Source organism: Sodalis praecaptivus (assembly GCF_000517425.1).
Classification (GTDB): Bacteria; Pseudomonadota; Gammaproteobacteria; order Enterobacterales; family Enterobacteriaceae; genus Sodalis_A; species Sodalis_A praecaptivus.
In genome coordinates, this window is the sequence record NZ_CP006569.1 from 4,620,255 (window position 1) to 4,633,672 (window position 13,418).

A 13,418-nucleotide genomic window follows, 5' to 3' on the forward strand; every position below is an offset into this window, starting at 1 on the left:
GGGGCTATAATCGCAGCAACTTCTTAATAAACGGGTACGCCTATGATCCGCAGTATGACCGCCTTCGCCCGGCGTGAAATTAAGGGCACTTGGGGCACTGCCGCCTGGGAGCTGCGCTCCGTTAATCAGCGCTATCTGGAAACCTACATACGTCTACCGGAACAATTCCGCGGTCTGGAGCCCGCCATTCGCGAACGCATCCGCCTGCGCCTCACCCGAGGCAAAGTGGAATGTAATCTGCGCTTCGACGTAAATCCCGGCGCGCAAAGCGCGCTGATCCTCAATGAAAAACTCGCCAAACAATTGGTGGAAGCCGCGCAGTGGGTGAAAATGCAAAGCGACGAAGGTGAGATCGACCCGCTGGCCATTCTGCGCTGGCCGGGCGTCATGTCCGCGGCGGAGCAGGATTTGGACACCATCAGCGCCGAATTACTCGCCGGGCTGGACGCTACCCTCGGCGACTTTATCAGCGCGCGCGAAACCGAGGGCAACGCGCTCAAGGCGTTGATAGAACAACGGCTGGCGGGCGTCAGCGCCGAAGTGGCCAGCGTGCGCCAGCAGATGCCGGCGGTGCTGGTCTGGCAGCGTGAAAGACTGCTGAGCAAACTTGAGGAGGCCCAGGTTCAGCTGGACGGTAATCGCCTGGAGCAGGAACTGGTCATGCTGGCGCAGCGGATAGACGTCGCGGAGGAGCTGGATCGCCTCGACGCCCATGTTAAAGAGACCTACCAGATTTTGACCAAGAAAGAGGCGGTAGGCCGTCGGCTGGATTTTATGATGCAGGAATTTAACCGCGAGTCGAACACGCTGGCGTCGAAATCCATCAATGCCAGCGTGACGGCATCCGCTATCGAACTGAAAGTATTGATTGAACAAATGCGCGAGCAGATTCAAAACATCGAGTAATCACCGCACCGGTCCATTATCTCCCTCCACGCCCTTTTCCAGGGCGTGTTTGATAGTACCGGTGTAGGCGGTCCGACCTGTCGCGAGCCGATGTTCGCTTCAGCCGACGAGGCTCGAAAAAAGTAGCAACAACGGCCGTTCCATCATCGAACGTCAACGCCAATGACCTGGAGGATCCCTACCGTCGTGGAGGCGTTTGTTTTGCTGATTTCGATGCTTTATGTTCTCGCTAACATCGCCCTTTATAGCATGCGTCACATGCCATAACAGCGCAGGGAGGTGATACTGCGTATCGCCGATTAACGGCGTTTCATCTGGCGGCCGCTGCAAACGTAGGGTCCCTCACCCGGAAAGTTTGGCGATTTCCTGTATCACGGTCTTTGCCAGGGACGATATTAATTAGACGTCCTGCTAGGCGAGGAAATGCATTTAAAGTGGGAGAACCACGGCCGTCGCAACTTAGCCATTATTAATGAAGTATTCACGGTCATCGACATAGATTCAAGACCCAACATGATCCCAGCCATTTACCGGCGTCGCATGAATCGAAAATAAGGGTAAACAATGGCGATGGTTGATAAGGCGGTAAAATAGCCCGGCAGTATGAATACACCCCATCCCCATAACGGTGCGCCTAAATATCAACGCACAAATTTAATTTAAATAAGCCATCAAAATCATCATCTTTTACCAATTGGTCGACAAAAGGAAACGCAGCATCTTGGATCATCCGAAAGCTGATGGTAGTCAAGGATGCGGGTAAAACGCGCGTTCCCGGCATTAACTTCATTACATGTTCATTTTGCATATAATAATTACCCTTTTCAAACAGGCTGAGAACCTGCTGTGGCTCCTGATCACGGAAATCCAAATGGGTAAATCGATGGTAATCTGCGTCACCATAAACCTGCCGTAGATGGGTAAGCTTCGCAAAGATTTCGCCATCGGCTTGCAGGCGAGGTCTTTTCATTTGCGGGCCATTATCGCTGACCCTGTCCGCGCTATTTCTTTTGTGTCCGTGCTCTACGTTCCGTACCTGTGACAAAGGGGAAGCGATTCGCCCGATGGGCATGTCATGATCACCACGGTTGACGTCGTATAAGGAACCACAGGGTGCGGTGCTATTTGTTCTCATAAATTCTCCATATAAAAATAATATAATAATCAATAAATCAAAAGCTTTTGATTGTGACCGCTAATCCGGCAAAAGAACAGAGGCCATTAGCTGACGACTGCGCTCGCCCTAAGATAAAAGTCATTAGCGCTGATATATCAGGCTGAAGACTAGTGCTTTCGATTAAATATCGATTCGATGAAAAAATGCTTTTTTTGGCTTAATTAATCTCCCTAGCGCTTAAACGTTAGCGCGCAAAAAAACGCAAGCGGCAAGGTAATGAGGTGGCATAGCGGTAAGGTATCGATCGCCATCCTGGCCCAACCGCGTCCGACCTTGGGCGGTTGCCCCATGGCAAGCACCAAGGAGAGGGCAATAAGCACGCTCCCCTCTGGGGTGACTTTTTAGCGTTGCCGTTTCAAGTCGGCTTGACGCTTATGTCGCCGGCGCGCGGTTTCTGGCGCAAATGGCAGGCGACCCAGCGGCCATCGCCTCTATCGCTCAGCGTCGGCTCAACCGTGCGGCACTTCTCCCCCACGGAGGGGGCATAAGGGCAGCGGGTATGAAACCGGCACCCGCTTGGGACATTCAGCGGCGAGGGGATATCCCCCGCGAGAATGATGCGGTGACGCTTCACGGTCGGGTCCGGCACCGGAATGGCCGATATCAGCGCTTCGCTGTAGGGGTGTAACGGCGCGGAGTAGAGCTGGCGCGTCGGCGAAATTTCCATAATTTTCCCCAGATACATCACGGCCACCCGATGAGAGATGTGCTTTACCGCCGCCATACCGTGGGCGATAAACAAATAACTCAGTTCCAGCTCTTGTTGTAATTGGCGCAGCAGGTTGAGGATCTGCGATTGTATGGAGACATCCAGGGCGGAAACCGGTTCATCACAAATAATCAGCTTGGGGTCGAGCGCCAGCGCGCGCGCAATACCGATACGCTGGCGCTGACCACCGGAGAACTCATGGGGGTAGCGCCGGGCATGGTAAGTGGCCAACCCTACCAATTCGAGCAATCGCGCGATGCGCCGCGTTCTGTCCGGGCCCGCCGCCAGTCCGTGAATGTCGAACGGTTCGGCAATGAGCTCCTCTACCGTCATTCGCGGGTTAAGCGAGGCAAAGGGATCTTGAAAAATAATCTGCATATCGCGCCGGCAATGGCGCAGTTGGCGGGGTTTGAGCCCAAAGATATCGACGTTTTGGAAAATAGCCTGCCCCGCCGTCGGCTCATGCAGACGCAGGAGGGTCTTGCCCACCGTGGTTTTGCCAGACCCCGACTCGCCGATAAGCGCTAAGGTTTCCCCTTTCGCCAGCGTGAAGCTCACGCCATCCACGGCCTTGAGCATCGTGCCTCGCTGTCCTGGCGCGGGGAAATATTTTTTCAGGTCATGTACCTGCAAAAGGGGGGTGCCGGCCTGCGGTGAAGATGATGTCATCGTGCTTGACCTCTTTTCAACGGCGGCGTTTTCACGTCCGCCTCATCAGATTGCGCGCAGGAGACCGGCAGCGGCGGAGGAACGATAGCGGGGGGCGCCCGGAACGAAATCGGTATCCCTGCGAGACGTTCCTGAGCGAAATGGCAGGCAATGTGCCGTCCCGGTTTCATTTCACGTAACGGCGGTTCCTTTTGCCGGCAGATATCCTGAACGTAAATACAGCGCGGATGGAAACGGCAGCCGCTCGGGATCTGCTGCGGATTCGGCACATTGCCCTCAATAACAAACAAGGTGTCCTGTTCAATATCCATGCGCGGCATGGCGTTGAGCAACCCTTCGGTATAAGGATGGCCGGGTTGGGCAAAGAGGGAAAAGACATCCGCGCTTTCCACCACGCGGCCGCAGTACATCACAAGGACCCGCTCCGCCATCTCCGCCACCACGCCAAGATCGTGGGTCACCAGGATAATCGACATACCGAGCGTCTGTTTCAGTTGCTTCATCAACTCAAGCACCTGCGCCTGGATGGTGACATCCAGCGCGGTGGTCGGTTCGTCGGCGATAAGCAGGTCGGGATGGGTAAACAGCGCCATCGCAATCATGACCCGCTGCCGCATACCGCCTGAAAGCTGGTGCGGGTAATCCCGCACGCGCCGTTCCGGCGAGGGAATGCCCACCAGGCGCAGCGCCTCAACGGCCTCCCGTGCCGCGGCGCGGCGCGACAGGCCCTGATGCAGGCGGATGGCTTCGGATAACTGTGACCCTATGGTGAAGATGGGATTCAGCGACGTCATCGGCTCTTGAAAGATCATAGAGATATGATTTCCGCGCAGGCCGGTCATCTCTTTTTCCGAATAAGCGAGCAGATGACGGCCGCGAAATACCATTGTCCCGCCGGCAATTCTGCCCGGTTTCTCAATCAAACGCATGATGGAAAGGCAGGTTTGACTTTTGCCGCAACCGGACTCACCGACAATAGCCAGCGTCTCGCCCGCCTGAACCTGGAAGCTGACGCCATCAACGGCCCGCACCACACCGTCTTCGGTGTCATAGACCGTTTGCAGGTCGTGAACATCAATGAGGGGTTTTGGCGTGGCCATCGCTTAACCATCCTCGCGCACAATAAGATTGCCATAAGCGTCCACCCGGGCGATTTGTCCCGGTAGCAGATAGGTGGTCGCATCCAATTGTTCGATAATGGCCGGCCCCGCGATAAGCGCTTCAGCGCCGAGCCGGACCCGTTCATAGATAGGACAATCTTGCCATTCCCCGCCGGCATAAACCCGCTGGCTGCCGCGCTCAGACGCCGCGGCCGGCGCACCCGCTGCCGCGAGGGTGGGTAATTGCGGTTTCGCCAGCCGCCCGGTCGCTTTAACGCGGGCCAGCACCACTTCCACCGGCATTTCGGGCTGCGAGAACGTATACAGTTGGTGATGCGCCGCATGAAAACCGTCAATCGCCCGCTGAAGTTCCGCCGGCGTTACGTCGTTGCCTTGCCAAGGTATGGTCAGTTCAAAACCCTGATGGATATAGCGCATACCCACATACCACTCAATCGTTCGGCCTTCGGCCGGCACCTGCTCCGCGTCAAGCCAGGCGACAGCGCCGGCGTTCAGCTCGCTGAACGCGCGCGCCAAGCGATCGAGATCATAATCCGGCGCCCGCAGGATACAGGTCACGGAAAAATCGTTTTTCAGATCGGAGGAGAGCAGCCCCAGACTCGATAGCACGCCGGCTTCCGGCGCGATGATCGCCGCCTTCATGCCTAACAGGCGGGTTAAGAAACCGCTGTGCAGCGGGCCAGCGCCGCCGAACGGCACCAGGGCGAAATCGGCCGGGTCATAGCCGCGCACCACCGAAACTTCGCGTATGGCGCCCATCATATTATTGTTGGCGATATCGATGATACCGCTTGCGGCGTCTTCCACGGTCAGCCCCAGCGGCTTGGCGATGCAGTCTTCTATCGCTTTGGCCGCCGCCGCAACATCCAGCGTCATTTCACCGTTTAATAGGCGGGGCGTCAAATGGCCGAGCACCAGATGCGCGTCCGTCACCGTAGGCTCGGTGCCGCCGCGGCCGTAGCAAACGGGCCCCGGCATGGCGCCCGCGCTCATCGGCCCTACCATTAACGCGCCGTTGACGAAGCGGGCAATCGAACCGCCGCCGGCGCCAATGGTATGGATATCGATCATCGGCAGGCTGAGCGGCCAGTCACCGACGTGGCCTTCGGTGGTGACATTGGCATCTCCGCCGTTGATAAGGCAGATATCCGCCGAGGTGCCGCCGACATCAAAGGAAATCAGCTTGTTCTCCCCGGCCAGGCGACCCACCAGCCCGGCGCCGACCACGCCCGCCGCCGGACCGGAGAGTGCGGTCTGGACCGGCTGACGGCGAATGGTATCCACGCCGGTCACGCCGCCGCTGGATTTCATCAGCAGCAAACGGCCGTTAACCCCCTCGTCGACGATGCGCTGTTCCAGGCGGGTGACATAACGCGAAACTTTTGGCATCACGTAACAGTTGAGCAGCGTCGCCATGCTGCGCTCGAATTCCCGAAAGGTGGGCAAGACTTCAGATGACAGGGAGACCAGCGCCTGCGGGTACGCTTGCGCGATAATATCGCGCGTCCGCTGCTCATGGCGGGCATTGGCGTAAGAATGCAGATAGCACACCGCGATGGCCTTGATGTTGCGTTGCCTGATGCGGGCAATGGCGGCGCGCACCTGCTCTTCACAGAGCGGCGCCAGTTCATGCCCTGCAAAATCCATACGGCCGTCCACTTCATAGATGCGTTCCGCCGGTACCGGCCGCGTCGGCTTTACCCATGAGTAGATGTTCTCATTGCGCGGAATATCGTGCCGGCCGATTTCCAGCACGTGTCTGAAGCCGGTGGTTGTCAACAAAGCGCATTCGGCACCGTCCATTTCCAAAATGGTATTGGTGGCAACGGTTGTGCCGTGAAACACGTGACTGATGTCTTGCGCCCGCATCCCGGTTTCGGCGAGTATTCGCCGCATGCCCGTCACGAAACCCAGCGAGGGATCCTCAGGCGTCGACGGAGTTTTCGCCTTGAAAAGTTTGCCGGTGCGGCGATCCACCAAGGTGATATCGGTAAAGGTACCGCCAGTGTCGACGGCAACGGAAAGCAGGTGTTCCATGATAGCTGATCCTTGGGTTAAACGCGCGATGGACGGGAGGAGCGAAGAGCGTCGGCAGAGTCCCACCACTCTTCGGCATCAAAGTAACGGCGACGGTGAAATAATTTGGTTGGCCAGCGGTGCGCCGCGCGGCGATCGCGGGTCGCGGCCAAATCAACGGCCTCCGACTCGACATCCAGGACGACGCCATAGTCCTCCAGTGCGCTTTCGCTGCTGACAAAACCCGCCAGCACATCGCGTAAGACCCGTTCCGGTTCGCGATCGAAAGGGTGGCCATAACCGCCGCCGCCCGGCATGGCGATTTGCAATATATCCCCCGTCTCAAGCGTCACCCCATCTTGCAGGCTGGGCAGGATTTTCTCGCCGGGCGTGCCGGGATTAAGCACGAACCGGCCGGAGCGGCCGCTCATGCCGGCGTTAACGCCATAGGCGGGATAGTCCACATTGCTCATGCGAATGGAAATGGAGGCGGTTTTCGAGATCATTTGAAATTCGCGGATTACGCCGCAGCCCCCGCGCCAGCGTCCCGGTCCGCCGGAATCCTGATTGATGGCGTAACGCCGCATAAGCAGAGGGTAATTCTGTTCGGCGAACTCGAGGGGGTAATTTTGCTGGTTGAGGAAATACACCGCGTCCGGCCCGTCTGACGCGGGACGCGCGCCTTGGCCGGCGGCGATCGCCAGGGTTTTCAGGAAGACTTTGCCGCTGCCCATAAACACGCCGCGCAATTTATTGGCGCTATAGGCGGAGCTGGACGCCAGCGCCAAATCAGGACGGGCAACGGCGATAAGGCCCAGGCAGGCGCTGGTCACGCGCGAAACGGTGACGGAGCGCTGACCGAGAGAGGCGGGGAAACGGGGCTTAATGACGCTGCCCTCGCGCAGTTTTACCTCATCAATGATACCCAGCAGCCCCTCGTTGAACATAAATTCCGGATGTCCCGCCAGGGCATAGATGCCAAAGACCATCTGTACCACCGACGGATGCATGAGAAAATTAATCGGACCGAGGGTTTGATCGTCGGTATCGGTGGCATCGAGGACAAGCTTTCCCTCGGCGGCGGTGAGCGTCATACGGATGGCGATAGACGTGGTGCCGTGGCCGTCCTGGTCAATAAGCTCGGCAAACTTATAGCTGCCGGGGGTAAAAATGGCATCGAGCCGGGCGCGGGCGAATTCCCGGGTCTGTTGAATAAGTTGGTCGAAAGCCTGATGAGCGGTCTCCACGCCGAACCGCTCGAACAACTCGACCATGCGCAAACGGCCCAGCTCCACCGCCGCCATCATGGCGCGCACGTCGCCTTTGATCATGTCGGGGAAACGTGAATTGCGCACAAAGGTGCGAAACAGGTCTTCGTTCAGCACCCCTTCGCGATACAGTCTGACCGGCGGAATGAGAATACCTTCATGGAAGATTTCGGTCGCATCCGGCGTGGTTGACCCGGAATGGGTGCCGCCAATGTCCAGGAAATGCGCCCATGAATGGGTAAAGCCGACCAATTGTTCCGCAACAAAGATGGGGCTGATAAAAACCTGATCCGGCGTATGGGACACTCCTCCCCGGGAAAGGTAGGGATCGTCGTACCAATAGACGTCGCCCGGTTTCATCTCCGACATGGGAAAGAATTCCAGCACCGGATCGAGAATGTTGCCCAGCAGCGGCAGCTTGGTTCCCATCAGCAGACGGCCTTGCCTGTCGAACAGCCCACAAAAATAGTCCTGTTTTTCACGGATGACCGGCGACATGGCGGTGCGCTGTAACAGACGTTCCATTTCAGCCTGGGCCGAACTCAACGCGCCTTTGACAATTTCCAGCATGACCGGCGTTACGCTCGGTGCCGGCCGGACACCGCTTGCCTCAACGAAATTTTGCATGAATAAATCCTTTCCGATAAATTGCGCGGCGTCGCGCAGGCGTAGTTAATTGCCGAGCCGCCCGAGGGCAGCCGCGATAAAGTTCAGATGGCTCTGGCTATCAAGGCGTTGTAGCTGCGCATACAGCTCATCGGCCCTCTGCTGATCCAGGCGTCCGTTGCAACAATCAAAAAATTTCTCCCGGCGGTCGCCGGCGCTAAACGGATCGGCAAGACCGCCTTTGGCCATTGCCCGCGCGGCATGGAGCGTCCTGCCGTCCCGCAGATGTACGCTGAGCCGGTGCGTCACATAGCCAGAGCTATCCTCTTCGGCGGGGCTCGCCGCATGCATCTTGGTTAACGGCAGGAGACGGCGGAGGGCCGGATCAAAAATCCTCTCGCGATCAAAATCCGCCAGGCGCAGCCGGTTATTGGTCAGGGCGACGGCGAGGCAGTAGGGCATCGAAAAGCGCGCCTGCATTGCGTCGATCGGCTCGGCGTAGGGCAGGTTGTTCTGATTAATTGAGCCCACCAGACAGTCCAGCAACACAACGTCTTCCGCCGCAAAGCCGTGGGCGGCTTTGAGATCCAGCAGCATATCAATCGCATTATGGGTGGAAGCGCAGCAGGGATGCCGCTTCGGCGTCAGTCCCAGGGTTTCGATGACATGCCGCTCATCGCCCGCGGTTGTCGCCGCGGCCCAGGGCCGGCCGGCGGCACCGTACAGGGCGGCAAAACCAAACGGATGATCCATGATGTCGGGATTGCCGCCCATGCCGGCGGCGGCGAGCGCGGCGGCCTCAACCGCATTGCGCGCCGCAAGGCCGGCATGCAGAGGTTTGGCCGCGGTGCCAAATTGCCCCTTGACGCCGGCGGCCATACTGACGGCGAGACACATGGCCTGCAAAATGCCCTCTTCATTCAGCCCCAGCAACCAGGCGGTGCCGGCCGCGGCGCCGATGGCGCCCACCGTCGACGTCGCGTGCCAGCCGGCGGCATAGTGGCCTGGATTCACCGCCGCGCCGATGACGGCCTGCGCCTGTAGCCCGACCAGATAGCTTTCCAGCAGCCGCCTGCCGTCGGCGTCCGCGGCCTGCGCCGTGGCCAGCAAGGCGGGAACCAGAACCGCGGAAGCATGGCCCATCAAAGGACGAAACGTGTCATCGTAATCAAGGGCGTGCGCCGCCGTCGCGTTTATCAGCGCCGCCACGCCGGGTGAACCGGTTCCTCCGCCGATCGCGGTACTGACGCCGGCGCTAAGGCTCGTGCGATAGGCCTGTCTGACCATTGCCACAACGGGATCCCCGGCGCCGGCTATCATGCAGGCCAGCGTATCGCGGATCGCCTCGGCCGCCCCCTGCCTGGCCGCCGGGCTCACGTTTTTGCTCTTCCGGCTCCAGCCGGCGAGATATTGCAGAATATTCATCGGCATCTTCTCGTTATAAGGCGGTATCCAAGGCGTCGCGCAGACCGTCGCCCAGCCAGTTGAACAGCAGCACCGTGACGAAAATAACCATGCCGGGAATAAAGGCCAGCAGGGGCGCGTTCCACATGTAACCGCGCGCATTGGACAGCATATTTCCCCAGCTCGGGTCCGGCGGCTGCACGCCAAGGCCGAGAAAAGATAAGGAAGACTCGATGAGGATCGCCCAGCCGATGCCGAGCGTGGCGGAGACAATGATGGCCGGCCAAGACTGCGGCAGGATATGTTTGAAAAACAGCCTGAGCGGGGTCGCACCCAGCGCCCGTGCGGCTTCGACATACACCAGCTCCCGATTGCGCAGCACCTCGCCCCGCACGATGCGGGCGATGCTCATCCAACTGGTGACGCCGATGACGATCACAATATTGGCGAGCGTCGAGCCAAACAGCGCCAGCACGGTCAGCATAAAAAAGAAGATGGGCACGGATAGCATGCCGTCGGTGAGCCGCATCAAAACGCTATCGACCCGGCCACCGGCGAAGCCCGCGATACCGCCTATCAACGTGCCGATGGCCACCGAGAAGATGACTGCCGACACCCCAACCGACAGAGAAATTTGCGCGCCGTAGATCAAGCGGGAAAAAACATCGCGCCCGTTCTCATCTGTCCCCAGCAAATGGGTTAACCCCGGCGGCTGCATGCGGTCGCGCAGCGACATCTGGTTTGGCGGAAAAGGCGCGATAACCGGCGCCAGCGCAGCGCCCAGGCTGAGTATGACAAGCAGAAGCAAGGCCATTACCGCGCCTTTATTGCGCCCAAAACGGCGCAATGCCCGCCGGCCTGGTGAACGGCTCGCCGGCGCTGCGGCGTCGGCTAACGGCTGTATCTGTTGCAGCGTCATAGCGATCCTCACTCTAATGAGATGCGCGGATCGATCCACGCATACAACACATCCACGATAAAACTGGCGATGATGACAATGGCGGAGGTCACCAGCGTCACCGCCATAATGACCGGATAATCCCGCTCAAAAGCGGCGCGCACGGCAAGCTGCCCCATGCCAGGCCAGCCGAAAACGGTTTCGGTGATTGCCGCGCCGCCAAACAGCCGAGGAATCAATAACCCAATCACCGTGACGACCGGTATCAAAGCGTTGGCCAACGCGTGTTTGTAAATCGTGACGCGTTCGTTTACGCCTTTGGCACGGGCGGTGCGGATGAAATCTTCTTTTAATACCGTGATCATGGCCGAACGGGTATAGCGCACCAGCTCCGCCATATTGGCCACGGCCAGCACCAGCGTGGGCAGCACCAGATGACGGGCCACGTCCAAAAATCCGCCCCCGCCTTCGCTTACCATGCCCCCCGCCGGCAGCCACGGCAGTTTGATGGCAAAAACAATCACCAAAATCAGCCCAAACCAGAACGGGGGTACCGATAAACCGAAGAAACTGAACATCGCCGTGGCATGATCAAACGGACTGTTGCGCCGTCTGGCCGACATCACGCCAAGAGGAACCGACAGCAGCACGGCGGCCACCAGCGAACAGGCCGCCAGCAACAGGGTATTGGGCAATTGTTGGGCGATAATGCCCGCAACGGGTAGCCGGACGCTGAGCGAGGTGCCGAAATCCCCCCGCAAAATGCCGTTCAGCCAGTGTCCATACTGGACAATAAACGGCTGGTCCAGCCCCATCAGCCTCTTCATCAATGCCGCGTCTTCCGGCGACATGCTGGGATCGATAAGAATCGAGGGCCCCCCGGGCGCCATCGTGATCAGCATGAAAGCCACAAAAGACACCACCAGGAGAAGCACCGCCGCGCTTAACAATCGGCGTACAAAATACCGCACCATCAGCGCCACCTTGTTGAGTCAATACTATTATCGGTCCCGCCGAACGTCGGCGAGTTCACCCAGGCTGTAGCGGTAGCCCAGCGTGGGCGACCAGCCGTGAATGGCGGAGGAGAGACATTCAATGTCGTGGGCGTAATAGAGGAAAATCACCGGCGCATCGTCGGCGATAATTTCCTGTACCCGCTGATAAATGTGGATACGCTCGCCCTCGTCCACCGTCAGGCGACCTTTTTCCAGCAGCGCGTCGGTTTGTGGATTGGAATACTTAGCGATATTCAACGACCTGTCGGTACCGTAGTAGGTGATGATGTCCGGATCGGGCGCGGTGATATACCAGGTAATCGCCGCCTGAACATCGGAAGGTTTCGCCCGTAACCGCTGAACCAGCGCGCCGAAATCACCGGCTTTCAGAGTGACGTCGACACCCAGTTTCTTCCAGGTATCCTGCAGGATCAGCGCGATCTGCTGGCGGGTCATGTTGCCCGCGTCCACCTCCAGCACAAATTTAAGCGGCTTACCGTCTTTGCTTCTGATGCCGCGGGCGCCGACTTTCCAACCGGCATCATCCAAAATCTGCGCGGCCCGCGCTAAATCGAAGTCATAACGTTTAACGCTGCCGTTATGGTACTTGGCGAGCACCGGTGTAATGGGGGAGGCCGCCGGCTCCGCCATACCGTACAGGCTGCTGTCGATAATCGATCGGCGATCGGTGGCATAGGCCAACGCCTGCCGCACCTGCTTATCATTGAACGGGAAAACCTGGTTATTCAGGCTCACAAAGAAGTAGGTATTCGACAGCACTTCATTGACCCGCAGCTTGGGATTGCCTTTGAGGGCATCCATCTGGTAAGGCTCGATCAACATCCAATCGAGCTGCCCGCTTTGCAGCTGGGCGAATTGCTGCTCCAGATCGGGCATGACCTTAAATGTCACCGCGTCCAACTGCGGCTTGCCGCCAAAGAAGTCATCAAACCGCGCCAGGCGGACATAGGAGCCGGGAACAAATTCGGCGAATCGAAACGGCCCGGTGCCGATGGGGCGTTTGGCAAACGCCGCGGGCTGCGTGAATTGCTCGGGCGTCCAATCGCCCAGGCTGTGTACGGGCAGTATCGGCGCCAGGTAACCCAGCAGGACCGGCAGGACGGGGCTGGGATCGGTGGTGATCAATTTGACGCTATAGTCATCCAATTTTTCCGCCCGGACCAACATGGTGAAATTAGAGCGCTGCGGGAAACTGATTTCAGGATTCAGCCAGACCTTATTAATGGTAAAAATGACATCGTCCGCCGTGAAGGCCGTACCGTCATGCCACTTCACATTTTTACGCAGATTAAACGTCCAGCTCAGTCCATCTTCGGCCACCGTCCAGCTTTCGGCGAGATCCCCCACCACTTTTTGCCCCGGATCGCCGTAAGTGGTCAAGTTGTTGAACAGTACGCGGTTCACCATGACGTTCTGCACGCCGCCAATCAACGGCCAAAGCGCCGGGTTACTGATGACCGGCAGCGTGAAGACGCCGCCCGCAGCGGCGGGTGCCGCGGCGTCCTGAGCAAAGGCCAGGTGGGTAACGCCGACGGGCAGCGCCGCGAGCGCAACCGTACGCGCAAGCGTTGCCAGCAATGACCGGCGGGATAAGCACAGAACATCATGCGGTGTAGTCGTGGACATCT

The 13,418-nt window shown here is 58.6% G+C and carries 10 protein-coding genes; 1 reads left to right on the forward strand and 9 read right to left on the reverse strand.

Going from position 1 to position 13,418, the window contains the following annotated elements:
- Positions 1-42 precede the first annotated feature (42 nt).
- On the forward strand, positions 43-906 hold the full coding sequence (locus SANT_RS20570; protein ID WP_025424103.1) for a YicC/YloC family endoribonuclease: 864 nt from the start codon (positions 43-45) through the stop codon (positions 904-906).
- Positions 907-1,540: 634 nt separating this feature from the next.
- Here SANT_RS20570 and SANT_RS20575 read toward each other — a convergent pair.
- From SANT_RS20575 to SANT_RS20615, 9 genes are all read right to left on the reverse strand, one after another.
- Positions 1,541-2,041: a hypothetical protein gene (locus tag SANT_RS20575; RefSeq protein WP_148296335.1), complete on the reverse strand. Its 501-nt coding sequence runs from the start codon at positions 2,039-2,041 to the stop codon at positions 1,541-1,543.
- A gap of 397 nt (positions 2,042-2,438) precedes the next feature.
- Positions 2,439-3,461, reverse strand: coding sequence for an ABC transporter ATP-binding protein (locus tag SANT_RS20580; RefSeq protein ID WP_025424105.1), 1,023 nt, complete (start codon positions 3,459-3,461; stop codon positions 2,439-2,441).
- Positions 3,458-4,561: an ABC transporter ATP-binding protein gene (locus SANT_RS23945; protein WP_025424106.1), complete on the reverse strand. Its 1,104-nt coding sequence runs from the start codon at positions 4,559-4,561 to the stop codon at positions 3,458-3,460. The genes SANT_RS20580 and SANT_RS23945 overlap by 4 nt, the downstream gene beginning before the upstream one ends.
- Positions 4,562-4,564: 3 nt before the next feature.
- The gene (locus tag SANT_RS20590; RefSeq protein ID WP_025424107.1) at positions 4,565-6,619 is read right to left on the reverse strand and encodes a hydantoinase/oxoprolinase family protein; all 2,055 of its coding nucleotides are present in this window, start codon (positions 6,617-6,619) and stop codon (positions 4,565-4,567) included.
- 17 nt (positions 6,620-6,636) lie between these two features.
- A complete protein-coding gene (locus SANT_RS20595; RefSeq protein WP_025424108.1) occupies positions 6,637-8,493 on the reverse strand; it encodes a hydantoinase B/oxoprolinase family protein in 1,857 nt (618 codons plus the stop codon).
- Positions 8,494-8,538: 45 nt separating this feature from the next.
- Positions 8,539-9,897 (reverse strand): MmgE/PrpD family protein, encoded by a 1,359-nt coding sequence (locus SANT_RS20600; protein ID WP_025424109.1) that lies wholly within the window; start codon positions 9,895-9,897, stop codon positions 8,539-8,541.
- Positions 9,898-9,910: 13 nt separating this feature from the next.
- Entirely contained in the window at positions 9,911-10,795 is an 885-nt protein-coding gene (locus SANT_RS20605; protein WP_025424110.1) for an ABC transporter permease, read from the reverse strand.
- A gap of 8 nt (positions 10,796-10,803) precedes the next feature.
- Positions 10,804-11,748 (reverse strand): ABC transporter permease, encoded by a 945-nt coding sequence (locus SANT_RS20610; RefSeq protein WP_025424111.1) that lies wholly within the window; start codon positions 11,746-11,748, stop codon positions 10,804-10,806.
- A 27-nt stretch (positions 11,749-11,775) separates the two neighbouring features.
- A complete protein-coding gene (locus SANT_RS20615) occupies positions 11,776-13,416 on the reverse strand; it encodes an ABC transporter substrate-binding protein (RefSeq protein WP_025424112.1) in 1,641 nt (546 codons plus the stop codon).
- Positions 13,417-13,418 lie beyond the last annotated feature (2 nt).